Here is a 22,848-nt window from a genome sequence, read left to right as displayed (position 1 = left end):
CCCCGGCCGGTGGGGGCCGCTTATTCACAGTTCCCTCTCAGCGGACGCACCGGGGGAACGAAGGAGCGCTGGACAGAGTTGGACCAGTTGTACTGCAGTCCGAAGGGAACCCCCATGCACCGCAAAGCCGCCCGTTATGTCACCCGGACCACAACAGCAGCAGCCGGGGCGGTGGCCACGGCGGCGACCACGGTGGCGGCAGCAGCAGTGGCCGCCTCTATCATTCTCAGCCCGGTGGCAGACGCCTCCTCCCGCATGGACGGAGTGCGGGCAGACCTTCAAAGGGCGGTGCAGTTGAACCAGATCACCGAGGAGCAGGCCCAGAGCTTCGAGGCCAAGCTCGCCGGACGCATCCTGGGCGAGGCCTGAACCGGCCGTTTCCCACCGCCGTTTCAAGGCTTTTCCGGCAGTCCGAGGCCCGATTCGATTCTTCGGCGGAAGTTCTGTAAAGTTGTCTTGCCCGCGGTTACTGAAGCGGAACGGACCGGAAACGGACGCTCCGAACACTGCATCAGCGGGTACTTCTTTTGAAGTTCGGCAGATTACCCGAGCGGCCAAAGGGGGCTGACTGTAAATCAGCTGGCAACGCCTACGGGGGTTCGAATCCCTCATCTGCCACCCAACGAAAAGCCTCCGGAACCACCAGGTTCCGGAGGCTTTTTCGTGTCCCCTTTTTGTGTCCCCCGGCGGGCAGTGGGCCGGCTGCAAACAGTGCCAAACCGCCGTCGACACCGTGTTGGTGCGGGCGTAGTCTGGCAGGATCGGCGCACCTGCCTCGATGCCCTGCGTCGATAATTCCATCGATGAAGGAGGATTCAATGAGTGCTGTACGCGAATTCATGACCACGGATGCGCGATGTATCCGTGAAAGCGAGTCCCTTGTGGACGCCGCCCGGATGATGATGGACCTCGACTGCGGCGCCCTTCCCATCTGCGGGGATGACGGCAAGTTGAAGGGCATGATCACCGACCGCGACATTGTGCTCAAGTGCGTCGCCGCCGGCCGTGACCCGGGCCAGATGATGGCCCGCGACCTCGCCTCCGGCAAGCCGTACTGCGTCGACGCCGACGCCAATGTCGATGCAGCCATCGACATGATGGAAAAGCACCAGATCCGCAGGCTTCCGGTGATCTCCGACCACAAGCTGGTGGGCATCATCAGCCAGGGCGACATTGCGCGCAACTACTCCGAACAGCGCGTGGGCGAACTGGTGGAGCACATCTCGGAGCGCCACGGGGTGTAGCGCCGGCAGCTCAGCATGGCCTTGTCCGCGGATCCACCCCTTGAAGGTTCGGACCCGCGGACAAGCTTTGGAAATTTCAGTTCAGTGCAATCAGTTCAGTGCGATCAGGAGCATTTGGCTGGTGCCCGGGATGCAGGTCTGCAGGATCGCCCGGGGGAAACCGCCGAAGACACCAATCACGTCATTGGTGGTTCCGGGGTTGGGGACCGTCCCGCGACCAGTCACCGTGAAGGTTCCATAGCCCGGGATGCTCACCGTCTCACCCACGCCGATCCCGGAGAACCTGGCCCACCCGCCGCAGAAATCGTGCTCGGTGATGAAGAGTGAGTAGCCGTCATTGGGCGTGTAGTGGATGGGCCCGATGCAGGCGTCAACCATGGACTGGCCGCCGGAGCCTGCAACATAAATGGTCCGGATTGCAGGTGCTGCGGGCACGAAGACCGGAGCCGGTGCCGGTGCTGCAGCCGGAGCCGGAGCCGGTGCCGCGGCGGCGGCAGGGGCAGGCGCCGCAGCCGGTGCCGGTGCAGGTGCGGCCACCGCGACGGGCGGGCCGGTCAACACGAGTGTCTGGCCAGGGTAGATGGTGCTGTAGGCACTGAGCCCGTTGGCCGCGAGCATGGCGTTCATATCCACGCCATGGCTGGCGGCAATCGCGCCCACCGTGTCGCCTGATGCCACTGTGTACAGGTTGGGGTCACCGGCAGGTTCGGGCGCCGGTGCAGGCGCAGGTTCCGGTGCTGGTGCGGCCGGTGCAGGTTCAGCCGTTGCCGGCGCGGGGGCAGGCGCTGCTTCGGCGACCGGCGCGGCAGCCTGGGCCGCGACCGCCGCCACCGCACCCGGATCGCTTTGGCCGGCTGCCCCGGCATCCGTGGTTGATCCGGCTGCGGCGCTTGGCGACGGCGGTGCGGCGGCCTCTGCGACCTGTGCGGCCGCCGTCGTGCCTCCGCTGAGGGTAGCGGGCGGAGCGGCCAATGCGCCCACGCCCACCGCGGCCACCACGGCTGCCGTGGCCATCCCGGCCCATAGCTTGTTGCTGATGACCGGCCGGCCGGTGTTGAGGTCTGTTCGCGGTTCGTCTGTGGCGAAGCTTCTGCTGCTGCCGTCGGGGGAGGGAAGGAAAGGCTGGTTCATGGAATTGGCCCATCTGGGTTCGGTCCAGCCAGGTCGTGCTGTTGCACGCCGGTGCGCCGGACGGATGGAGAAGTCATTGCACCGCCGGCTCCGGCAGCTGCCGGAGCCGCAGGCGGCACAGGTTGGAAGCATCCGCATACCCAGAAAATGCGGAACTCCGTGTGAAGGCAGGAATTTCCGGAAGCCACCCGGGGGACCTGCCAGTGCGTGTTGGTCCTAGGAATCCCGAGTCTAGGAACCGGCCAAGGCCGGGGCACCAGTAGGAATTACCCGAGTTTCAGGGGCCGCTACCCGCCCGAGGCAGCGAACCTACTCAACCGCGTGAGGTCCAATACTTGGAGCATGTTACTGGCGGGTAACATTAGGGCATGCACCTGCTCCTGAGAACACTGCTCATGCTCATCCGTTCCGCCCGGCGCCCGCCGCTGACCGTCTGGGACCCGTCATCCCTGCCGTTGCGCGTCCTGCCCACGGACATCGACATTGCCATGCACGTGAACAACGGCATGTACCTGTCCCTGATGGACCTGGGCCGGTTCGACCTTCTGGTGCGCAGCGGGGTCTGGAAGCGGATGCGCGGCCGCGGCTGGACCCCGGTGGTGTCGGCGGAAACCATATCCTTCCGCAAATCCCTTCAGCTGTGGCAGGACTACACCATCGAGACCCACATCATTGGGCTGGACACGAAGGCGATCTTCTTCGAGCAGCGCATGGTGGCCGACGGCGAAATTTACGCACGTGCCTACATCGCCACCCGGCTGGTCACCAAGGCCGGCCCGGTCAGCCAGGAGGACATCATGGCCGAGTTCGGGACCCCGCCCGCGGACCTGGTGCTCCCCGAATGGATCCACGAGTGGCGCGCTTCAAGCGCCCTCCCCGGCAGCCGCACCCCCGCCCCGCACCTGTGGAACGCCGTCCGCTGACCCCGCCTGCCGGCGTCGTTCCTCCCTTATTCCCGATGACGCGGGGAGCGAACACGGGCGACAGCCGCGGCCGTGGCGCGTAGCGTGGACACATGGCTACCCTCGACATCACAGGTGAACAGTTCGCATCCACGATCGAAGGCAACGACATTGTCCTGGTCGATTTCTGGGCAGAATGGTGCGGCCCCTGCAAGCAGTTCGGCCCCACATACTCAGCAGTCTCGGAGAAGCACCCCGACGTCCTCTTCACTAAGGTGGACACCGAAGCGGAGCAGCAGCTCGCGGCGGAGGCGGGCATCACCTCCATCCCCACGCTGATGGCCTTCCGCGAAAAGGTGCTGGTGTTCTCGCAGCCCGGCGCCCTGAACGCGCAGCAGCTGGAACAGGTGGTTGACGCGGTGAAGGCGCTGGACATGGACGAGGTCCACGCCCATGTAGCCCGTCAGCGTGAGGAAGCAGCCGCCGCGGCCGGCCAGCCTGCCGGTTCCCGGGACAGCACCCAGGACGGCACACAGATCCCCGACTTCTAAGACCCGGTTAAACGCGAAGAATGCGGGACCTCCCACTGGAGGTCCCGCATTCTTTGGGTTAAGGCTGCCTCAGACGCGTTCCACCTTGACCGGTTCGGCCAGCAGCGCGCTGAGCGATTCGTTCAGGTCCTGCACGGCGGTGCCCTTGGAATGCTTGTCCAGGTCCTCCTCGGACGCCCACTGTTCGGTCAGGACCAGCTTGTCCTCCGTGGCGTCGGTCAGCTCGTAACGGATGCAGCCTTGCTCGTTGACCACCTCATCGATCGCGATTTCCAGGGCCAGCTTGACGCGGAAGAACTCGCCGTCGTTGGGGATGAACGTTGCTATCAGATCAATGGGTGCACTCATGAATTTCACAATACCGGGGCTGCGGTGCCGCTCCGTTGTTTTGCGTCCGTTTCCCGCCTGTCCTCCTTCTCCTGCCGGGGTCCTGTTGGTAGCGTGCCATCATGCGTGCTTACACAGCCGGGGACACTGACGTCCCGCTCCTGGAGGAAACCATTGGTGCAAACTTTGAGCGGGTGGCCGCCCAGTTTCCCCTCCATGACGCCCTGATTGAGGCCGCTCCGGTGCCGGGCGCCGATGCACGCCGCTGGAGCTACACAAAAATGAATGACGACGTCGACCGGCTGGCGCGTGCGCTCCTCGCCCTGGGCATCGCAAAGGGGGAACGGGTGGGCATCTGGAGCCCCAACTGCGCCGAGTGGACGCTGCTGCAGTACGCCACCGCCAAAGCCGGGGCCATCCTGGTCAACGTCAACCCTGCCTACCGCAGCCATGAACTCGAATTCGTGGTCAAGCAGAACGGCATGCGCATGCTGTTTACGGCGCCGTCGGACAACACCAGCGATTACGTGGCCATGGCGCGCCAGGCACTCCTGACCAGCCCGGACCTGCGCGAGCTCGTCTTCCTGCCGGACCACGGCCTGGACGGGCTGACGGCCGGCAGCCCCCAAAGTGACGCCGAACTTCCGTACACCGAACTGCTCAAGCGGGCGGACGACGTCGGCCACGCTGCCCTGAAGGCCCGCATGGCCGAACTCCACCCGCACGATCCCATCAACCTGCAGTACACGTCCGGCACCACCGGATTTCCCAAAGGTGCCACGCTCACGCACCACAACATCCTGAACAACGGCTACGCCATTGGGGAGCTGCTGGGCTACACCGAACGGGACCGCGTGGTCATTCCCGTGCCGTTCTACCACTGCTTCGGCATGGTGATCGGCAACCTCAATGCGCTCAGCCACGGCGCCGCCACCATCATCCCGGGGCGCGGCTTCTCGCCCGCGGCCGCGCTTGAGGCAGTGCAGGACTTTGCCGGGACCTCCCTGTACGGGGTTCCCACCATGTTCATCGCCGAGCTCGCGCTGCCCGACTTCGGCTCCTATGACCTGTCCACGCTCCGGACCGGTGTGATGGCCGGGTCGCTGTGCCCCATCGAGGTGATGAACCGGGTGATTTCGGAGATGCACATGGTGGACGTGGCCATCTGCTACGGCATGACCGAAACCTCGCCCGTCTCCACCATGACCCGCAAGGGCGACACCCTCCAGCAGCGCACCGAGACCGTGGGCCGGACCATGCCGCAACTGGAGAGCCGGATCGTGGATCCCGCCACCGGGGAGGAGCTGGAGCGCGGGCAGATCGGCGAGCTCTGCACCCGGGGCTACGCCGTCATGGCAGGGTACTGGAACCAGCCTGACAAGACGGCCGAAGCCATCGACGCCGACGGCTGGATGCACACCGGCGACCTTGCCCGGATGGACGACGACGGCTACGTGGTGGTGGAAGGCCGGATCAAGGACATGGTGATCCGGGGCGGCGAAAACATCTACCCGCGCGAAATCGAGGAGTTCCTTTACACCCACCCCGCGATCCAGGACGTGCAGGTGATCGGAGTCCCGGATCCCAAATACGGCGAGGAACTGATGGCCTGCATCATCCTCAAGCCGGGTGCCGCGCCGCTGGACGCCGGGACGCTCGCGGAGTATTGCCGGGGGCGGCTGGCCCACTACAAGATCCCGCGTTACGTGGAGGTCCGCGAAAGTTTCCCCATGACGGTCTCGGGCAAGATCCGCAAGGTCCAGATGCGCGAGGAAGCAGTGGCCCGGCTGGGACTTTAGGAGTTCACTCCATCCCGGCCCTTGCCCGGCCGGATTGTGGCCGCCCGGAGTGTGCCTGCACGGCCTGTGCCTGCCCGGACTGCTATGACGGCCACGACGGCGGCCGCCGCCAGCGCGGCCAGGGCCAGGATGGCGCCACTTTCCCACCTGGTCAGCGTCCCCAGCGATGACGTGCGGGTGCTGCCGCCGGCATTTTCGCCGCCCGGAACGCTCCACTCGTCCGAAGCAGGAAAAATCCCGGCCGGGAGCTTCTCCTCCTGGAGCTCACGCCGGGAGGCGAGCCGGTCCCGGACGTCGTCGTTAGGCGCCGGCACCACAGCGTCCGCTGCCACCGCTGCGTTGAGGTCCACGATGTAGGGCTCACCGTAGAACGCCGACGAAGCCACCGACTCCACCCAGGTGCCGGGTGGCGGCTCCACGCCGTGGCGGGAAAAGGCGGCGAGCAGCATCTCCCGGATTTCGCTGAGGCTCTTGCCGCCGGCGTCGCGCGTGACCTCGAAGATGGCCAGCTGGAGCCGGACCTTCTCATCTGCCATGGGATCCGTGGCGCTCGGATCCTGCCCGGTGGGGTCCACGTCCGCCGATTCCGCGCCGGCGTGGTTGGTGCTGCCTGGATTGGTGCTCATGGGAATCCCCTCGGTCATGGTGGAGCCGTCCGCCTCGCCGGACGCGCTTACTGGGGCCGTACCCATTGCCAACCGGGTCAAGCGTTTGTTCGGCGGGATCCCGGGAGTTCAGTGTCCCCGGTGGTCCTGGATGGTCATCCGCGGGCCGAAGGTGGGCTTCCGGAAACCGGTGGCCTGGATCATCCGGACCACGCGCTGCCGGTGTCCCCGCCAGGGTTCCAGCAGCCGCAGCATTCCGGCGTCGTCGGTCCGGCGTCCGGTCAGCGCGGCCCCCACATAGGCGGCAAGGTGGTAGTCGCCCACCGAAATCGAGTCCGGGCAGCCGTGGGTGCGCTGTACCACCTCGGCGGCGGTCCAGACCCCAATGCCTGGAATGACCTGCATCTTCTCCGCAGCTTTCGCGGCCGGCAGCGCGGCGAGCCGTTCAAGCGCGGCGGCGGAGCGCAGCGCGCGCACGACGGTGGCCGAACGCTGGGGCCCCACGCCGGCCTTGTGCCACTCCCAGCTGGGAATCTGCAGCCACTGGGCTGCCGTTGGTGCCACCACCAGCCCGGCCGGGGTGGACGTTCCGGCCGGCGGTGCCGGGGTTCCGTAGCGGTGCACCAGGTAGCGGTAGGCGCGCCGTGCCTCAATAACCGTCACCTTTTGCTCCAGGATGATCGGCACCAGCTGGTCCACCATCCGGCCGCTCGAAGGCAGCCGGAGCGCCAGGCTGCGCCGCCGGGCCTCCTGGACCATGCGGGGCAGGGTGGCGTGGAAGGACGGTTGATCGAAAGCCCGCCAGTCGTCGTCGGCCCCCAGGAGCCGGGGCGCTGCGTTGACCGCGGCGGCGGCACCGGGACCCCACGCCTGGATGTCCACCAAGGGTCCGCCTGCTTCGCCGCCCGCCGGGGCGAGCCGCATGGTTGCCGGACCAGCCGGCGTCGTAAACGCATTCCAGATGACATCGCCCTGGACGCAGAAGGAAGGATCGCTGTTGCCGCGCAGGAGGGGCCCCAGCGTGCGGGAGAGGCTGTAGGGGGCCTCCGGATACCACCGGAGGGACACGTCGGCCGCGGCTGCAAGCCGGGGAGGTGCCTCTGCGATCGTCATATCTTCATGGTCCCACGGACCACTGACAGCGGCGGGACAACCGGCGGACCCGGGGTCCACTTCGAGGAGGAAGACGGCCGGAAGCAAAAGGTACAAAGGCCCTAATTCGCCGGGTGGGCAAAACCTAGAATCCACTCTGTGGCGCGGAACCAACTGCACCGCAACCACGGACGCGGCAGGAGGGCCACGATGGGCGGAGTAGTGCATTTCGAAATCCCGGCAGACGACCAGAAGCGGGCCAGGAAGTTCTACCAGGAAGCGCTGGGTTGGCAGATAGAACCGGTGCCGGGCATGGACTACAGCATGGTCATCACCACGGCCATGGACGACGCCGGGCAGCCCGTGTCCGCGGGCGCCATCAACGGCGGAATGATGGCCAGGGAGGGACAGATCACCAGCCCCGTCATCACCGTGGACGTTCCGGACATCAACGCGACCCTCAAGAGCGTGGAGGAGTTGGGCGGGTCAGTGGTCGTGCCCAAAAACGAGATCCCCGGCATGGGCTACACGGCGTACTTCAAGGATCCCGAAGGCAACGTGCTGGGACTCTGGGAGAACCTGCCGGCGGAAGGCGAACAACGCCAAGGCGCTTGACGGCGTCGCCTGCGGGGACGACTTTGCCTGCGGGGACGGCTCATGGCATGCCGGAAACCAGCCAGAGCGCCAGGACGGCCAGCGGCAACGTCAGCACCACGGCGACAAGGCCCGCCAGGGCGAACCCGCCCCACCTGATGGGGACATTCAGCACCCGCAGCCGCTCATGCCACAGCAGCGTGGCCAGCGAAGCCCACGGGGTCACCAGCGGACCGAGGTTCACCCCTATAAGCAGTGCCGCGAGCCTGGCCGGGGACCCCGCCACGGGTTCCAGTGCCAGGTAGGCGGGCAGGTTGTTGGCGGCGTTGGCAGCACCGGCCCCCAGCCAGGCCAACTGCAGGAGCGCTGGCAGGCTCTCACCGGAGCCGGCCACTCCCGCGAGCAGTGGGGTCAGGCCATGCGCGTGCAGTGCTTCCATGAGCATGAACAGGCCCACCGTCAGCATCAGCGGCCGCCAGGGAACCATGGCCCACCGCAGGACGGACGCCCGGCGCCGCAGGAAGACCACCAGGAGGACGGCGGCGGCTGCCAGTGCCGGGTACTGCACCGGGACGCCGGACACCAGGGCAGGCAGCAGGACCAGCAGCGTGACGGCGGCAACCTTCAGCAGGGTGCGGTCACGGACGGGATGCGCAGGCTGTGGCCCGTACGTTCCGTGCAGGTCCCGCCGGAACGCCAGCCATAGCAGGACAAGGGGGACCAGCAGGCCAACCAGGGCGGGGGCCCACACCAGCCCCGCAAAACGCCACGGGCTCAGGCCCAGCCGGTCCTGGGCGAGAAGATTGGTCAGGTTGGAAACGGGAAGCAGCAGGGACGCGGTATTGGCCAGCCAGATGCTGGTCAGCGCAAACGGCAGCGGCGGGATCCGGGCATGGACGGCCAGGAGCACAACCACCGGCGTCACCAGCACCGCCGTCGTGTCCAGGGACAGGAACACCGTGGACACCGCCGCCACCGCCACCACCAGCAGCCAGAGGGAAAAGACCCGGCCACGGCCGAAGGCGGCCAGCCGGTCCGTCAGCACCTTGAACAGCCCGGCTTCGTCCACCAGTTCGGTGACCAGGGACATCGCCAGCACGAAGGCCAGGATGGGGATGGTGCGGGAAGCCAGCTCCCCGAACGCGGGGAGGGGAAGCCAACCGACGGCAAGGGTGGCTGTCCCTGCGGCCAGCGTTGCGCCGGGCAGCAGGTAGCTGCGGGCGGCTTTCAGCCATGCGAACTGCTTCACCGGCCTATCCTCGCATCCGGCGCAGGGAAGGGCGCGCAGGAAGCGGTAGCTTTGTACCTATGAAGTACGCCCAGTCCATCCTGGACCTCATCGGCAACACCCCGCTCATCAAACTCAACCACGTGACCGAAGGCATCAAAGCCACTGTCCTGGTCAAACTTGAGTACCTGAACCCGGGCGGATCCATCAAGGACCGCATCGCGGCGCAAATGATCGAGGACGCCGAACGGGACGGCAAGCTGAAGCCCGGCGGCACCATCGTGGAGCCCACCTCCGGCAACACCGGAGTGGGCCTTGCCCTCGTGGCGCAGCAGAAGGGCTACAAGTGCATCTTCGTGGTCCCGGACAAGGTGGGCGAGGACAAGCGCGCCGTGCTGCAGGCTTACGGCGCGGAAGTGGTGGTCACGCCCACCTCCGTCCCGCCGGACAGCCCCCAAAGCTACTACGGTGTCTCGGACCGGATCACCCGGGAGACGCCGGGCGCCTACAAGCCGGACCAGTTCTCCAATCCGGCCGCCCCGGGCAGCCACTACAAAACCACCGGCCCGGAGATCTGGCAGGATACCGACGGCAAGGTCACGCACTGCGTCATTGGCGCCGGCACGGGCGGCACCATCACCGGTACCGGGCGGTACCTCAAGGAGGTCTCGGCGGACCGGCCGGAGTCCGACGGCGGCGTGGTCCGGATCATCGGCGCCGACCCCGCGGGCTCGGTCTACTCGGGTGGTACCGGGCGGCCCTACTTTGTGGAGGGCGTCGGCGAGGACATGTGGCCGGCCAACTATGACAAAACGATCCCGGACGACGTGATCGCCGTCAGCGACGCCGACTCCTTCGCCATGACCCGCCGCCTGGCCCGGGAAGAGGGACTGCTGGTGGGCGGCTCCTCGGGCATGGCCGTAGTAGCCGCGCTGCAGGCGGCGCGGGACCTGCCCGAAAGCGCCGTCGTCGTGGTCATCCTCCCTGACTCCGGACGCGGCTACCTGGCCAAGATCTTCAACGACCAGTGGATGCGCTCCTACGGCTTCCTCTCCGGCGGCGAGGAAACCTCCGTGGGGGAGGTCATCAAGTCCAAGAACGGCGAGCTGCCGGACCTGGTGCACATCCACCCCAACGAGTCGGTCCGCGACGTCATCAACATCATGAACGAGTTCGGCGTCAGCCACATCCCGGTGCTGTCGCAGGAACCGCCCGTTGTCATGGGCGAGGTCCTGGGTGCGGTGGACGAGCGCAGCCTCACGGCCAAACTGTTCCGCGGCGAAGCCAAGCTGACGGACAAGATTTCCGAGCACATGGGGCCCAAGTTGCCCGTCATCGGATCGCTGGAAACCATCTCCGCCGCCAGGGAACTGCTCTCCGACACGGACACCCTGATGGTCACGTTCGTGGGTGCCCCCGTTGGCATCCTCACCCGGCACGACCTGCTGGCCTACCTCAGCAACTGATCTGCGTCACAGCAAAGGAGCACCCATGCCCGCCTCTGAAAACCAAGGTTTCAACACCCGCGCCGTCCACGCCGGCCAGGACTTCGAGCCCCGCACCGGAGCCGTGGTGCCGCCGCTGCACTTCAGCTCCACCTACGCCCAGGACGGGATCGGCGGCCTGCGCAGCGGCTACGAATACGGACGCGGCGGCAACCCCACCAGGGACGCCCTGCAGGAACAGCTTGCGGCGCTGGAAGTGGGCACCCACGCCTACAGCTTCAGCTCCGGCCTGGCCGCGGAGGACGCTCTCATCCGCGCGCTCACCCGCCCCGGTGACCACATCGTGCTCGGCAACGACGCCTACGGCGGCACCTACCGGCTGATCAGCCGGGTCCTTGGCGACTGGGGGATCGGCAATACCCCCGTCGATATGGCCAACCTGGACATGGTCCGCGATGCCGTGGCTTCCCACAAGACCCGCTTCGTGTGGGTGGAGACGCCCTCCAATCCGCTGATGAAGATCACCGACATCGCAGCGCTCGCAGACATAGCGCACGACGCCGGGGCCCTCCTGGTGGTCGACAACACCTTCGCGTCCCCCTACCTGCAGACCCCGCTCACCCTGGGTGCCGACGTCGTTGTCCACTCCACCACCAAGTACATCGGCGGCCACTCGGACGTAGTCGGCGGCGCCGTCGTGGTGAAGGACGCGGAGCTGGCCGAAAAGATCGGCTTCGTCCAGTTCGCCGTGGGAGCCGTGTCCGGCCCGATGGACGCCTTCCTCACCACGCGCGGACTGAAGACCCTGGGCGTCCGCATGGACCGGCACAGTGAGAACGGCCAGGCCGTGGCCGAGTGGCTGCTGGAACGCCCGGAGGTGGAGGCCGTCCTGTATCCGGGCCTGCCCACCCACCCCGGCCACGAGCTCGCCAAAAAGCAGATGCGCAAGTTCGGCGGCATGGTCTCGGTGCAGTTCAAGGGCGGTGAGGCTGCGGCCCGGAAGGTGGCCGAGTCCACCTCCGTGTTCACCCTCGCGGAGTCCCTGGGCGGGATTGAGTCGCTCATGAACTACCCCTCCGAGATGACCCACGCGTCCGTCAAAGGCACCGAGCTGGCCGTCCCGGTCAACTTGCTGAGGCTGTCCTGCGGCATCGAGGACGTCGAGGACCTGATCGCGGACCTGGACCAGGCCTTCTCCGCCATCCCCTAGCATCTCCCACAGGGGGTGGCTTTCTTCAGGAAAGCCAGCTAGGGTTTGCCCTATGCCTCTTCGCTCCGACTGGTCCCAACGCAGCTGCAGCATGGCCCGCGGCCTGGACATCCTCGGCGACCCCTGGTCCATCCTGGTGCTCCGCGAGGTCTTCTTCGGGAACGGGCGCTTCGACGCCATGAAAAGCCGGCTGGAGGTGGCGGACTCCGTGCTCACCAAACGCCTGGCAGGCCTGGTTGAGTCCGGGCTGCTCGCGAAGAAGGCATACGACGACGGCGGCCGGACCCGCCAGGAGTACGTGCTCACTCCCAAGGGTGAGGACGCGCTCCCGGTCCTGAACGCGGTCACCATCTGGGCCGAGAAGCACCTGCCCGCGCCCTCGGACCAGGCACACCTGTATGTGATCCACACCGGCTGCGGGGAACCCACCACCTCGGCGGACACCTGCACCCGGTGCGGCGAACGGCTGACGGCGGCCAACACCAGCTGGCACAGCCGGTCCAGGTCCGAACAGCCGATTCCACTGTCCACTGCCGCCCGGGAAGGAACCGCAGCATGAGTGCCCTGCCCGGAAAAGCAGCAGCAGTGCCGGATGAAACCACAACCCTCCCAGCCCCCTCTGGGCAGCCGCGCCGCCTGCATCCGGCCTGGATCGTTGCCGCCGTCGCCTTCCTGGCGCTGGTGGGAGCTGCCGGTTTCCGGGCGGCCCCGGGGGTCCTCATGGTTCCGCTGCAGCAGGAATTCGGCTGGTCCACCACCGTACTCTCGGCCGCCGTCAGCATCAACCTGGTGCTCTTCGGCCTCACGGCGCCGTTCGCCGCCGCCCTGATGGAACGGTTCGGCATCCGGGCGGTCACGGCAACGGCCCTGGTCCTGATCGGCATGGGCAGCGCCCTGACGGTGCTGGTCAACCAGTCCTGGCAAATCCTGCTCACCTGGGGCCTCCTCATCGGCCTCGGCACGGGATCCATGGCCCTGGTCTTCGCCGCCACCATCGCCAACACCTGGTTCGTCAAGAGCCGCGGACTCGTGATCGGCATCCTCACCGCCGGCAGCGCCGCCGGTCAGTTGGTCTTCCTTCCAGTCATTGCCGTGCTCGCCCAGGATCCCGGCTGGCGGCAGGCCTCGCTGCTCATCGCCGCAGGCGCCTTGGCCGTGGTCCCGCTGGTGCTGAAGTTCCTCAAGAACTCTCCGGCCGACGCCGGGGTGCTGCCGTTCGGCGCGGAACCGGTGGCCGATGACGAGCAGGCAGCATCCCAGGCAGCCGAACTGGACGCCCGCCCGCGCAGCAACGCCGCCGTCCGGGCACTCCAGGTCCTCAAACGCGCCAGCAGGGTCCGCACGTTCTGGGCCCTCGTGGCCGGATTCGCGATCTGCGGGGCCACCACCAACGGCCTGATCGGCACCCACTTCATCCCCTCCGCCCACGACCACGGCATGCCGGAAACCACGGCCGCAGGGCTGCTCGCCGTCGTCGGAATTTTCGACATCATCGGGACCATCGCCTCAGGCTGGCTGACCGACCGGTTCAACCCCCGCGTCCTGCTCGCCGTCTACTACCAGTTCCGCGGCATCGGCCTGCTGGTGCTCCCGCTGCTGCTGAACGCCGAGGTGCAGCCCAGCATGATCGTGTTCGTGGTGATCTACGGCCTGGACTGGGTGGCCACCGTCCCACCGACGGCCGCCATCTGCCGCGAAACGTTCGGTGCTGACGGAAGCGTGGTCTTCGGGTGGGTGTTCGCAGCCCACCAGCTGGGTGCCGCCGCGGCCGCCATCACCGCCGGGGCCCTGCGGGACGCCACCGGCCACTACACCTACGCCTGGCTGGGGGCAGCGGCCATGTGCACTATTGCCGCGGTCATCAGTGCCACCATCCGCAGGAACCGCAGTCCGCAGGAAGCGGAGCCGGCTACGGCCTGAAGCGGGCCACCGCTAGGCTGGTCCGATGGAACCCGCCGCACCCGCCCCTGCCCGCCCGGTTGCCCTGGTCACCGGCGTCGGCCGGCTGGCCGGCATCGGTGCCGGTATTGCCCGGCAGCTCGCGGCGGACGGCTGGGACCTCACCCTGTCCTACTGGGCCGACTACGACGCCCGCATGCCGTGGGGGAGTGAACCCGAGGAAGTGGTCCGCCTTACCGCCGAGCTGGAAGCCATTGGCGCCAAGGTCCATGTCCTGTCAGCCGACCTCCAGGATCCCGGTGTCCCGGACCGGCTCGTGGCTGAGGCCGCACAGCTGGCCGGCCCGCTGCAGGGCCTGGTGCTCAGCCATGCGGAATCAGTGGACTCGGGCGTGCTGGACACCAGCGTTGAGTCGTTTGACCGGCACTTCGCCGTGAACACGCGCGCCAGCTGGCAGCTGATCGCCGCGTTTGCGCGGCAGGCAACGGACGACGGCGGCGCGATCGTTGCGCTGACCAGTGACCACACAGCGTTCAACCTTCCCTACGGGGCTTCGAAGGGGGCGCTGGACAGGATCATGATTGCAGCCGCCCGTGAGCTGGGTCCGCAGGGGATCTCGGCGAACGTGCTGAACCCCGGGCCTGTGGACACGGGCTGGATGACCCCGGAGATCCGCGTGGAACTCACCGCGCGGCAGCCCACCGGCAGGCTGGGCACCCCGGCCGACGTCGCCGGAACGGTAGCATTCCTGCTCTCACCCGCCGGCCGCTGGGTCTCCGGGCAACTCATCAAGGCCGACGGCGGCTTCTCGGCCTGACCCAACTAGGTAGCGCGAAGTGTCGTTTTGAGCCCCCAGAACGACACTTAGCGCTACCTAGTTGGGGGGGAAGGTCAGTGGAAGGCGTCCAGGCCGGTGATGTGGCGGCCGAGGATCAGGGTGTGCACCTCGTCCGTGCCCTCATAAGTGCGGACCGACTCCAGGTTCGCGGCGTGCCGCAGCGGTGAGTAATCCGTGGTGATGCCGTTGCCGCCCAGGATGGACCGGGCCTCCCGCGCCACGGCAATCGCCTCGCGGACGTTGTTCAGCTTGCCCATTGATATCTGCTCCGGCCGGATGGTCCCGGCGTCCTTCAGCCGGCCCAGGTGCAGCGCCAACAGGGTGCCCTTCTGGATCTCCAGCAGCATGTTCACCAGCTTTTCCTGCGTGAGCTGGTAGCCGGCCAGCGGCTTGCCGAACTGCAGCCGGTCCTGGGAGTAGGCCAGTGCGGCCTCGTAGGAATCCCGGGCCGCGCCCATGGCACCCCACGCAATGCCGTACCGGGCCTCGTTCAGGCAGGTGAACGGGCCGCGCAGCCCCCGCGCACCCGGCAGCAGGGCCTCAGGGCCCAGCCGGACGCCGTCGAACACCACATCGCACTGGATGGAGGCGCGCATGGACAGCTTCTGCCCGATGGGCGTGGCCGTCACGCCGGGCGTGCCGGCCGGCACCAGGAAACCGTGCACGCCGTCGTCCGTCATGGCCCACACCACCATTACACCGGCCACGGAGGCCAGCCCGATCCAGCGCTTGGCGCCGTTGAGCACCCAGCCGGCGTCATCTCCGCTGCCGTCCCGCTCGGCGAAGGTGGCCATGGAGGCGGGATCTGACCCGGCCGTCGGCTCGGTCAGGGCAAAACAGCCGATGACTTCCCCGGCCGCCATCCGGGGAAGCCACTCCTGTTTCTGCTCCTCGGACCCCCAGGCATGGATGGCCGTCATGGCCAACGAGCCCTGGACGGAGACGAAGGTGCGGATGCCGGAATCGCCGGCCTCCAGTTCCATGGCCGCGAGGCCGTATTCGACGGCGGACCGGCCGGGGCAGCCGTAGCCTTCCAGGTGCATCCCGAGGACCCCCAGTTCACCCAGCTCCGGGGCTAGCTCCAGGGGAAAGACGGCGTCGTCGTACCAGCGGGCAATCTCCGGTTTGATGCGCTGGTTGGTGAAGTCGCGGATCTTCTGCCGGAGCTCCAGTTCCCCGGCCGACAGCAGGGAATCGAGGTCCAGGACATCGGCCCCGGAGGTCATGGCTTCACCCGTCATTTCTTCACCGGTCATTTCTTCACCTTGAAGTAGCCGCGGGTGGAGGGCAGGAAACGGCAGACGACGGCGAGGACCACGCCGAGCGCCAGCAGCAGGACCCCGCTCACGAAGGCGCCCCCCACGCCGAAGATCTGGGTGTCACCATAGGCGGGGTCCCACATCTGCACGGCCGAGATGAAGAACGCCGCCGTCAGCAGCAGCGCCCCGGCCAGGGGCAGGATGCCGCGGAACCAGAGGTTGCGCGCCGATTCCCGCAGCGTTCCGCGGAAGTACCAGAAACAGGCGAAACCGGTCAGGGCGTAGTAGAACGCGATGAACAGGCTGATGGCACTGATGGAGTCCGCCAGCAGGTTTTCGCTTAGGAAGCTCATCGCCACGTAGTAGGCCCCCGCCGCTCCGCCCATCACCTGGGTGGAGAAACCCGGTGTCTGGTTGCGCGGGTGCACCTCTCCGAATTTGGCCGGCAGGGCGCCGTGGACACCCATGGAGAGGGTCCCCCGGGCCGTGGGCAGGATGGTGGTCTGGGTGGAGGACAGGACAGACGCCAAAACCGCGACGACGATCAGCCAGCCCCATGGGCCCAGCACCACGTCCTTCATGGCCAGGAAGACGTCGTCCTGGTTGGCCTCGTTGCCCAGCCCGATCCCCTCCGAGCCCACGGTGGCGTACATCATCACCAGCAGCGCCACGGAAACATAGATCGCCACCAGGACGAACGCCGAGATCACGGCCCCGCGGCCCGGAGTCGTAGAGGGGTTCTCGGTTTCCTCGTTCACCGCCAGGCAGGTGTCCCAGCCCCAGTAGATGAACAGGGCCAGGAGGGCGCCGTGGACCACGGCACCCGGGTCGGCGAAGGCGCCGGCCGGGTTGAACCATTCGGCATCAAAGGCCTGCCCCTCCGGCGCGCCGCCCACGATCCGCACCACGATGGCCAGTGCGAAAACGCCCAAGGCTATGTACTGCACGTACGTCAGCACCCGCTGGACGTGTTCGCCGAGCCGGATCCCGCGGTAGTTCACCAGGGTCATGAGGAGGATGAACAGCAGGCCCGTGCCGGTGACCAGCAGTTTGTTCTCCGCCAGCGATCCGTCGCCCACCAGCAGCCAGAGATACTGTCCTGCCACCTGGGCAAGGTTTGCCAGGACCACGATGCCGGCAAGTGCCACGCCCCACCCGCCCAGCCAGCCCGCCCAAGGCCCGAAGGCCTGGCGGGACCAGGTGAAGGTGGTGCCGCAGTCCGGGATGGCGCTGTTGAGCTCGCGGAAGGCGTAGGCGATGAACAGGACCGGAATGAAGCCCAGCAGCAGGATCAGGGGAGTGTAGTTGCCGTTGACCGCAACGATGAGGCCAAGGGTGGCGGCCAGCGAGTACACCGGGGCGGTGGAGGCAAGGCCCAGCATCACCGAGTCGCCCAAGTCGAGGATCCCGGCCCGCAACCCCTTGGCGGGCACCGTGGCGCCGGCCCCGCGGCGGGGGCCTCCCGTCGTCGTCATGTCCGTGCTCATGCTGTCACCGGTTTCATAGAACGATTCCTGCCTTGGTGGTATCGGCCACCGCGGAAAGCGGCGCCGGCGCGTCAATGGTGTTGGGAACGAAGCGGCAGTAGTAGTCCGTGACCGGCCCGTCCGATTCCCGGATGCCGCAGCCCACGGACTCGCCGTCCACCACCCAGAGGCCCAGGACCGGGTGGTTGCCGTCAAAGTCCGGCAGGGGGTGGTACTGCTGGTAGCACCAGCCCTCCCGGCCGTAGCCGCCGGGCTGCTCCAGGCTGATACCGTCCGCGTGGATCCGGATGTTGTCGCCTTCGCGGCCGTGGAGGGGCTTGGCCACCCATTCTTTCAGCGGCCCCGGATCGGTGAGGTAGGCAGGCAGCAGGTTGGGATGGCCGGGGTACAGGTGCCACAGGGCAGCGAGCAGGGCCTTGTTGGAGAGCAGCATCTTCCAGGCCGGCTCCACCCAGCGCGGGTTGTGCGCCCGCTCCAGGAGGCGGGGGCCGAACTCCTCCTTCATCATCAGCTCCCAGGGGTAGAGCTTGAAGATGGTGCTGATCAGAAAGTTGTCCAGGTCCACGAAGCGGTTCAGGTTGGGGTCCCAGCCGATATCGGACATATTGATCCCAATGGTGGTCCACCCGGCCTGGCCGGCGACGTCGCGCATGTAGGCCGCGGTCATCCAGTCCTCGCCCGATTCTTCCACCTCCGAATGGGCAACGTGCAGGGTACTCATGCCTGTGCGGTACTGGAACTTCTTCCACTGCCTGATCAGGGCTTCATGGATGCCGTTCCACTGGTCCTTCTCCGGGTGGACGTCCTGCAGCCAGAACCATTGGGCGACGGCGGCCTCGATGAGTCCGGTGGGGGTGTCGGCGTTGTATTCGAGCATCTTGGCCGGACCGCCCTGGCCGTCGTAGATGAAGTCGAACCGGCCGTACACGTCCACGTCGCCGGCCTGCAGCGATTCGGCCGCCAGTTCCAGGGCCTGGGGGCCGATGCCGATGCTGCCCATGGCGCCGGTGGCCAGGAATTTCGCGGCCTCCAGGCACATCCGGTGCATGTCCTCGGCCACCACCTCGAGGGTCTCCACCTCGTCCATGGTGAATTCGTAGTACGCGGACTCGTTCCAGTACTCGATCCGGCGCCCGTCATCCATCGTGGTGGTGGAGAACACCAGGCCCTGCTCTTCGATCTTCTGTTTCCACCCCGGACGGGGTTCGGACAACATCCTCTTCATTCGTCAGCCCCCCGAAACCTTGCCGCCGCCACCGCTTGAGCCGCTCTTGGCGCTTGAGCCGAAACCACCGCGGCTGACCGTGCCGCCCGTGCTGCTGTAGCCCGTGGACGCCTTGGCCCCGCTGGGAACAGTCCTGGTGTAATTGGGCGCGGATGACCGGTTCTGCCCTATCGGCGGGACGTAGGCGCCACGGGAGAAGAAGTACCAGGCGTAGATCCCGCCACCCCTCCCGGCCGAACTGTCGCAGTTCCTGTCCTCCACGCGCTCGCCGGTTTCGTCGTTGAAGCACACCTGTGCGTACTCGGGGTCGTCCTGGTTGCTGGCCACCACCGCCGTAATGGTTCCGGCCAGGAGGGCCGTCACGCCCAGGCCCACCACCACCGTGCGCCGCTGGGAGCGCTTCTTCCGCGCTGCCGCATCGTTGAGCTGTTTTTCCCGCTCCCGTGCGAACGGGTCAACAGGGGTGACGGGCTCGTTGAGGAGTTCGGGGCGCAGGTCCGGCTTGGGAACCTGCCAGGGCGGCGGCTTGGCGGTGCTGCCGGTCCCTGGTTCCGAGGGCCCCTGCCCCGCTTTGTCCTGGTCCTTGTTGGGGTCCTCGTTCGGGTCCATGGTGTTTGAGTCCACAGCGTCCCCTTCAGTTGTCCACGTGAATTGGGCACAGCGCTGCACCCCCAATTGCAATCCTCGGATCAGCCTAGCCCCAGACCCTAGACTGGAGCCATGGAAGCCGCCACCGTCCTCGCCGTCTGCCGCGTCCACCAGCTCATCGGGGACCAGGGGAACGTTGGCGTCACGGCCATCGACAAGCGCCCGGCGGATGGTCCGGTGAAGGTCCACAAGCTAGGCCTGCGCGGAGACATCCAGGCCAACAGGGCGCACCACGGCGGGGAGGACCAGGCCGTCTACGCCTACTCCCAGGCTGATGCCGACTTCTGGGCCCGGACGCTGGGACGCGAACTGCCGCCGGGCACCTTCGGTGAAAACCTGCGGGTGTCCGGCATCGAAGCCACCCACGCCGTCATCGGGGAGCGCTGGAAGGTGGGGACCGACGTCGAACTCGAAGTCACCTCCCCGCGCACCCCCTGCGCCACGTTCCAGCGCCGCATGAAGGAACCGCAGTGGGTAAAGCGGTTCACCGACGAGGGGCGGGTGGGGACGTACCTGCGCGTTATCCGCACCGGCAGCATCGGGGCCGGCGACACCATCGAGCGGACCTTCCTGCCGCGTCACGGCGTCACTATCGGCAGATGGTTCAGTGCGCCGGACGCGGAGGTCGTCGAGGCCCTCCGCAGTGCAGAGGCCGACGGCGAGATCAGGCTGCAGGACGAATACCACACCAAGTTCGAGGTGCTGCTGCGGCGGCTGGGGCAGTAGCACCCCCGCCTGGGGCGGGCAGTGTGCGCAAGCTCACCGCCGCCGTCGGACACTGAATTGGCGGTCAGTGGCGTCCATACCTTACACTTGAAACATCCCCCACTCCGGAAATCCCTTATTCCTGCCCAATTTTTGAGGCAGGACTGGCAAGTGTTGGGGCCCGCGCAAGCGATGCGGGCATTTTCATAGGGAGAGCCGGCTAAAGAAAACGCTGTACAGACTGCTGGGATAGCAGCCAAGAGATGCAGCGCGAAGTCCTGCCACGGGATTGCGAAAGCGCCGGACTTCTGTGACCGGCCGGTCAACGTTTGCCCGGCATCATCGGCACGCGTACTGCGGCTCCGCTCACCTCGGGTAGTGCCGCCTGGCCCCCTATGGATGAGGAATATCTCCCTATGCCCGAAAATCACAACGACGCCACCACCGAAGCAACCGCCAGCATCGAATTCACCGAGCCCGCTGCCCCCGCAGCAGAGGCGGCCGGCGTAACCGCCGAGGCTCCCGAAGCCGCCCCGGCCGCTCCCGAAGCGAAAGCCGAAGAAGCCCCGGCTCCCAAGGCTGACGAGGACGAAGAAGACGGCGTGCGCTTCGCCGACCTTGGTATCGACGGCCGTGTCCTGGCCGCCCTGCAGGATGTTGGCTACGAGAAGCCGTCGCCCATCCAGGCCGCCACCATCCCGCTGCTGCTCGAAGGCCGCGACGTGGTGGGCCTCGCCCAGACCGGCACCGGTAAGACTGCAGCATTCGCAGTACCGGCACTGTCCCGCCTGGCCGAACTCCACGACCTCAACGGCCCGTCCCGCAAGACGCAGGCCCTGGTGCTGGCCCCCACCCGTGAGCTCGCGCTCCAGGTGGCTGAGGCGTTCACCTCCTACGCCAAGCACATCGATGACTTCACTGTGCTGCCCGTCTACGGCGGCTCCGCCTACGGTCCCCAGCTCGCTGGCCTGCGCCGCGGTGCCCAGGTTGTAGTTGGTACCCCCGGCCGCGTGATCGACCACATCTCCAAGGGGTCCCTGGACCTCTCCGAGCTCCAGTACCTGGTGCTGGATGAGGCCGACGAGATGCTGCGCATGGGCTTCGCTGAAGACGTGGAGCAGATCTTCCAGCAGACCCCGTCGGACCGCCAGGTTGCGCTGTTCTCGGCCACGATGCCGAGCCAGATCCGCCGCATGTCCAAGCAGTACCTGAACAACCCGGCCGAGATCTCCGTCAAGTCCAAGACCACCACCGGCGCCAACACCCGCCAGCGGTACCTGCAGGTCATGGGCCCGCACAAGCTTGATGCCATGACCCGCATCCTCGAGGTGGAAGAGTTCGACGGCGTCATCGCCTTCGTGCGCACCAAGATGGCTACGGAGGACCTGGCTGACAAGCTGAAGTCCCGCGGTTTCCAGGCCGCCGCCATCAACGGTGACATCCCGCAGCAGCAGCGCGAGCGCACCGTGGACGCGCTGAAGGAAGGCCGCATCGACATCCTGGTGGCCACCGACGTCGCCGCCCGCGGCCTGGACGTGGAGCGCATCAGCCACGTGGTCAACTACGACATCCCGCACGACACCGAGTCCTACGTGCACCGCATCGGCCGCACGGGCCGCGCGGGCCGCAGCGGTGAGGCGATCCTGTTCATGACTCCGCGGGAGAAGTACCTGCTGCGTGCGATCGAAAAGGCCACCCGCCAGCCGGTGGAGCAGATGCACCTGCCCACCGCCGAGACCGTGAACTCGCTGCGCCTGGGCAAGTTCGCCGAGCGCATCACCGAGACCCTTGAATCCGAGGACGTCTCGATGTTCCGCGACCTGATCGCTTCCTACGAGGAAGAGCACAAGGTGCCGGCAGCAGAAATCGCTGCGGCACTGGCCGTCATGGCCCAGGGCGGGCAGCCGCTGCTGGTCAAGGAACTGCCGGCTGCTCCCGAGTTCCAGAAGCGTGAACGTTCCAAGGACGGCTTTGGCTCCCGTGGGCCTACCCGTGCACTGACCGAGGGCAACGCCACCTACCGCATCGCGGTGGGCCGCCGCCAGCGCGTCATGCCCGGCTCCATCGTTGGCGCCATTGCCAACGAGGGCGGCATCTCCTCGGCGCAGATCGGCGGGATCGACATCCGCTCGGACCACTCCCTTGTGGAGCTGCCCGCGGACCTGAGCCCCGAGCAGCTGCGCGCCCTGTCCCGCACCCGGATCGGCGGCGAGCTGATCCACCTCGAGCTGGACAACGGCCGCAAGCCCTCCGGTGACCGCGGCGCCTACCAGGGCAACCGTGGCGGCGACCGCGGGGGCAACTTCAAGGGCAACGGCGGGTTCAAGAAGGAATTCCGCAAGAACGACGGCGAGCGGTCCTCGGCTGACCGCGGCGGCCGTTCGTACAGCGAGCGTTCCTTCAGCGACCGTGGCCAGGCGGGCGACTCCCGCTTCTCCGGACACGGCGACGGCTCCCGCAAGCCCCGCAGCGGCGGCGACAGCGGACACCGCGACTTCAACCGCAAGGGCAAGTGGTAAACCACCCCTCGCGTTGAGGAATTGACGACGGCGATGGGCCGGCTTCCGAGCCGGCCCATCGGCGTTTAACCACCAGGGTGTGGGCCTCACCACATTCCTGCCCCGACGGGATGGTGCGACGCCCCCGGAAGGTGCTTCCC

At 67.1% G+C, this 22,848-nt stretch carries 22 protein-coding genes and 1 tRNA gene; 14 read left to right on the top strand and 9 right to left on the bottom strand.

All coding sequences use genetic code 11. The annotated features are described in order from the left end of the window. Positions 1-114: 114 nt before the first annotated feature. From Q9R31_RS02885 to Q9R31_RS02875, 3 genes are all read left to right on the top strand, one after another. On the top strand, positions 115-369 hold the full coding sequence (locus Q9R31_RS02885; protein WP_311261221.1) for a hypothetical protein: 255 nt from the start codon (positions 115-117) through the stop codon (positions 367-369). 167 nt (positions 370-536) lie between these two features. Then, positions 537-618, top strand: a tRNA-Tyr gene (locus Q9R31_RS02880). A 200-nt stretch (positions 619-818) separates the two neighbouring features. After that, positions 819-1,244: a CBS domain-containing protein gene (locus Q9R31_RS02875; RefSeq protein ID WP_307088626.1), complete on the top strand. Its 426-nt coding sequence runs from the start codon at positions 819-821 to the stop codon at positions 1,242-1,244. 90 nt (positions 1,245-1,334) lie between these two features. Here the strand turns inward: Q9R31_RS02875 and Q9R31_RS02870 are convergent, their stop codons facing one another. Continuing rightward, positions 1,335-2,375 (bottom strand): LysM peptidoglycan-binding domain-containing protein, encoded by a 1,041-nt coding sequence (locus tag Q9R31_RS02870; RefSeq protein WP_311261220.1) that lies wholly within the window; start codon positions 2,373-2,375, stop codon positions 1,335-1,337. A 368-nt stretch (positions 2,376-2,743) separates the two neighbouring features. Here Q9R31_RS02870 and Q9R31_RS02865 point away from each other — a divergent pair, with 368 nt between their 5' ends. Both Q9R31_RS02865 and Q9R31_RS02860 read left to right on the top strand, forming a co-directional pair. Further along, entirely contained in the window at positions 2,744-3,298 is a 555-nt protein-coding gene (locus Q9R31_RS02865) for an acyl-CoA thioesterase (protein ID WP_311261219.1), read from the top strand. Between the two features lie 92 nt (positions 3,299-3,390). Beyond that, entirely contained in the window at positions 3,391-3,828 is a 438-nt protein-coding gene (locus tag Q9R31_RS02860) for a thioredoxin family protein (RefSeq protein WP_311261218.1), read from the top strand. A gap of 69 nt (positions 3,829-3,897) precedes the next feature. On the opposite strand, the gene Q9R31_RS02855 is transcribed toward Q9R31_RS02860, so the two are convergent. After that, positions 3,898-4,176, bottom strand: a complete 279-nt coding sequence (locus tag Q9R31_RS02855; protein ID WP_311261217.1) for an antibiotic biosynthesis monooxygenase — start codon at positions 4,174-4,176, stop codon at positions 3,898-3,900. Positions 4,177-4,277: 101 nt separating this feature from the next. Here Q9R31_RS02855 and Q9R31_RS02850 point away from each other — a divergent pair, with 101 nt between their 5' ends. Then, positions 4,278-5,954, top strand: a complete 1,677-nt coding sequence (locus Q9R31_RS02850) for an AMP-binding protein (RefSeq protein ID WP_311261216.1) — start codon at positions 4,278-4,280, stop codon at positions 5,952-5,954. On the opposite strand, the gene Q9R31_RS02845 is transcribed toward Q9R31_RS02850, so the two are convergent. Both Q9R31_RS02845 and Q9R31_RS02840 read right to left on the bottom strand, forming a co-directional pair. Beyond that, complete coding sequence (locus Q9R31_RS02845; protein WP_311261215.1) at positions 5,951-6,580, bottom strand: hypothetical protein; 630 nt, start codon at positions 6,578-6,580, stop codon at positions 5,951-5,953. The genes Q9R31_RS02850 and Q9R31_RS02845 overlap by 4 nt on opposite strands. 108 nt (positions 6,581-6,688) lie before the next feature. Then, positions 6,689-7,672 (bottom strand): 3-methyladenine DNA glycosylase, encoded by a 984-nt coding sequence (locus Q9R31_RS02840; RefSeq protein ID WP_311261214.1) that lies wholly within the window; start codon positions 7,670-7,672, stop codon positions 6,689-6,691. A 189-nt stretch (positions 7,673-7,861) separates the two neighbouring features. On the opposite strand from Q9R31_RS02840, the gene Q9R31_RS02835 reads away from it, so the two are divergent. Further along, complete coding sequence (locus tag Q9R31_RS02835; protein ID WP_311261625.1) at positions 7,862-8,266, top strand: VOC family protein; 405 nt, start codon at positions 7,862-7,864, stop codon at positions 8,264-8,266. Between the two features lie 40 nt (positions 8,267-8,306). Here Q9R31_RS02835 and Q9R31_RS02830 read toward each other — a convergent pair whose 3' ends face one another. Next, entirely contained in the window at positions 8,307-9,494 is a 1,188-nt protein-coding gene (locus tag Q9R31_RS02830; protein WP_311261213.1) for an SLC13 family permease, read from the bottom strand. Positions 9,495-9,553: 59 nt separating this feature from the next. Between Q9R31_RS02830 and Q9R31_RS02825 the strand changes: the two genes are divergently transcribed. Genes Q9R31_RS02825 through Q9R31_RS02805 form a run of 5 tightly spaced genes read left to right on the top strand, consistent with a single transcriptional unit; the run spans position 9,554 to position 14,844 of the window. Further along, positions 9,554-10,939 (top strand): cystathionine beta-synthase, encoded by a 1,386-nt coding sequence (locus Q9R31_RS02825; RefSeq protein WP_311261212.1) that lies wholly within the window; start codon positions 9,554-9,556, stop codon positions 10,937-10,939. Between the two features lie 25 nt (positions 10,940-10,964). Then, a complete protein-coding gene (locus Q9R31_RS02820; RefSeq protein WP_311261211.1) occupies positions 10,965-12,128 on the top strand; it encodes a cystathionine gamma-synthase in 1,164 nt (387 codons plus the stop codon). A gap of 52 nt (positions 12,129-12,180) precedes the next feature. Next, positions 12,181-12,687 carry a helix-turn-helix domain-containing protein gene (locus Q9R31_RS02815; RefSeq protein WP_311261210.1) on the top strand — a complete coding sequence of 169 codons (507 nt, stop codon included), beginning with the start codon at positions 12,181-12,183 and terminating at the stop codon, positions 12,685-12,687. Next, positions 12,684-14,048, top strand: coding sequence for an MFS transporter (locus Q9R31_RS02810; RefSeq protein ID WP_311261209.1), 1,365 nt, complete (start codon positions 12,684-12,686; stop codon positions 14,046-14,048). Before Q9R31_RS02815 ends, Q9R31_RS02810 begins: the two co-directional genes overlap by 4 nt. Before the next feature lie 25 nt (positions 14,049-14,073). Then, complete coding sequence (locus Q9R31_RS02805; protein WP_311261208.1) at positions 14,074-14,844, top strand: SDR family oxidoreductase; 771 nt, start codon at positions 14,074-14,076, stop codon at positions 14,842-14,844. A gap of 74 nt (positions 14,845-14,918) precedes the next feature. Here the strand turns inward: Q9R31_RS02805 and Q9R31_RS02800 are convergent, their stop codons facing one another. Genes Q9R31_RS02800 through Q9R31_RS02785 form a run of 4 tightly spaced genes read right to left on the bottom strand, consistent with a single transcriptional unit; the run spans position 14,919 to position 19,460 of the window. Further along, complete coding sequence (locus tag Q9R31_RS02800) at positions 14,919-16,091, bottom strand: acyl-CoA dehydrogenase family protein (RefSeq protein WP_397428201.1); 1,173 nt, start codon at positions 16,089-16,091, stop codon at positions 14,919-14,921. A gap of 26 nt (positions 16,092-16,117) precedes the next feature. Further along, the gene (locus Q9R31_RS02795) at positions 16,118-17,611 is read right to left on the bottom strand and encodes an APC family permease (RefSeq protein WP_311261206.1); all 1,494 of its coding nucleotides are present in this window, start codon (positions 17,609-17,611) and stop codon (positions 16,118-16,120) included. Positions 17,612-17,624: 13 nt separating this feature from the next. After that, positions 17,625-18,836: a glutathionylspermidine synthase family protein gene (locus Q9R31_RS02790; RefSeq protein WP_311261205.1), complete on the bottom strand. Its 1,212-nt coding sequence runs from the start codon at positions 18,834-18,836 to the stop codon at positions 17,625-17,627. Positions 18,837-18,839: 3 nt separating this feature from the next. Further along, a complete protein-coding gene (locus tag Q9R31_RS02785) occupies positions 18,840-19,460 on the bottom strand; it encodes a Tat pathway signal protein (RefSeq protein WP_311261204.1) in 621 nt (206 codons plus the stop codon). A 96-nt stretch (positions 19,461-19,556) separates the two neighbouring features. On the opposite strand from Q9R31_RS02785, the gene Q9R31_RS02780 reads away from it, so the two are divergent. Together Q9R31_RS02780 and Q9R31_RS02775 are read left to right on the top strand one after the other, a co-directional pair. Further along, on the top strand, positions 19,557-20,210 hold the full coding sequence (locus tag Q9R31_RS02780; protein ID WP_311261203.1) for an MOSC domain-containing protein: 654 nt from the start codon (positions 19,557-19,559) through the stop codon (positions 20,208-20,210). Positions 20,211-20,605: 395 nt separating this feature from the next. Beyond that, positions 20,606-22,708, top strand: coding sequence for a DEAD/DEAH box helicase (locus Q9R31_RS02775; protein ID WP_311261202.1), 2,103 nt, complete (start codon positions 20,606-20,608; stop codon positions 22,706-22,708). Positions 22,709-22,848: the final 140 nt, after the last annotated feature.

It is taken from the genome of Pseudarthrobacter sp. BRE9, from assembly GCF_031844305.1.
GTDB lineage: Bacteria > Actinomycetota > Actinomycetes > Actinomycetales > Micrococcaceae > Arthrobacter.
This window is presented reverse-complemented; position numbering and strand designations above follow the sequence as displayed.

Excerpts from the sequence above, each read along its gene's own strand:
- Q9R31_RS02885 (WP_311261221.1), top strand. The coding sequence starts at position 115 with ATGCACCGCAAAGCCGCCCGTTATGTCACCCGGACCACAACAGCAGCA.
- Q9R31_RS02875 (WP_307088626.1), top strand. The coding sequence starts at position 819 with ATGAGTGCTGTACGCGAATTCATGACCACGGATGCGCGATGTATCCGT.
- Q9R31_RS02870 (WP_311261220.1), bottom strand. The coding sequence starts at position 2,375 with ATGAACCAGCCTTTCCTTCCCTCCCCCGACGGCAGCAGCAGAAGCTTC.
- Q9R31_RS02865 (WP_311261219.1), top strand. The coding sequence starts at position 2,744 with ATGCACCTGCTCCTGAGAACACTGCTCATGCTCATCCGTTCCGCCCGG.
- Q9R31_RS02860 (WP_311261218.1), top strand. The coding sequence starts at position 3,391 with ATGGCTACCCTCGACATCACAGGTGAACAGTTCGCATCCACGATCGAA.
- Q9R31_RS02855 (WP_311261217.1), bottom strand. The coding sequence starts at position 4,176 with ATGAGTGCACCCATTGATCTGATAGCAACGTTCATCCCCAACGACGGC.
- Q9R31_RS02850 (WP_311261216.1), top strand. The coding sequence starts at position 4,278 with ATGCGTGCTTACACAGCCGGGGACACTGACGTCCCGCTCCTGGAGGAA.
- Q9R31_RS02845 (WP_311261215.1), bottom strand. The coding sequence starts at position 6,580 with ATGAGCACCAATCCAGGCAGCACCAACCACGCCGGCGCGGAATCGGCG.
- Q9R31_RS02840 (WP_311261214.1), bottom strand. The coding sequence starts at position 7,672 with ATGACGATCGCAGAGGCACCTCCCCGGCTTGCAGCCGCGGCCGACGTG.
- Q9R31_RS02835 (WP_311261625.1), top strand. The coding sequence starts at position 7,862 with ATGGGCGGAGTAGTGCATTTCGAAATCCCGGCAGACGACCAGAAGCGG.
- Q9R31_RS02825 (WP_311261212.1), top strand. The coding sequence starts at position 9,554 with ATGAAGTACGCCCAGTCCATCCTGGACCTCATCGGCAACACCCCGCTC.
- Q9R31_RS02820 (WP_311261211.1), top strand. The coding sequence starts at position 10,965 with ATGCCCGCCTCTGAAAACCAAGGTTTCAACACCCGCGCCGTCCACGCC.
- Q9R31_RS02815 (WP_311261210.1), top strand. The coding sequence starts at position 12,181 with ATGCCTCTTCGCTCCGACTGGTCCCAACGCAGCTGCAGCATGGCCCGC.
- Q9R31_RS02810 (WP_311261209.1), top strand. The coding sequence starts at position 12,684 with ATGAGTGCCCTGCCCGGAAAAGCAGCAGCAGTGCCGGATGAAACCACA.
- Q9R31_RS02805 (WP_311261208.1), top strand. The coding sequence starts at position 14,074 with ATGGAACCCGCCGCACCCGCCCCTGCCCGCCCGGTTGCCCTGGTCACC.
- Q9R31_RS02800 (WP_397428201.1), bottom strand. The coding sequence starts at position 16,091 with ATGACCTCCGGGGCCGATGTCCTGGACCTCGATTCCCTGCTGTCGGCC.
- Q9R31_RS02795 (WP_311261206.1), bottom strand. The coding sequence starts at position 17,611 with ATGAGCACGGACATGACGACGACGGGAGGCCCCCGCCGCGGGGCCGGC.
- Q9R31_RS02790 (WP_311261205.1), bottom strand. The coding sequence starts at position 18,836 with ATGAAGAGGATGTTGTCCGAACCCCGTCCGGGGTGGAAACAGAAGATC.
- Q9R31_RS02780 (WP_311261203.1), top strand. The coding sequence starts at position 19,557 with ATGGAAGCCGCCACCGTCCTCGCCGTCTGCCGCGTCCACCAGCTCATC.
- Q9R31_RS02775 (WP_311261202.1), top strand. The coding sequence starts at position 20,606 with ATGCCCGAAAATCACAACGACGCCACCACCGAAGCAACCGCCAGCATC.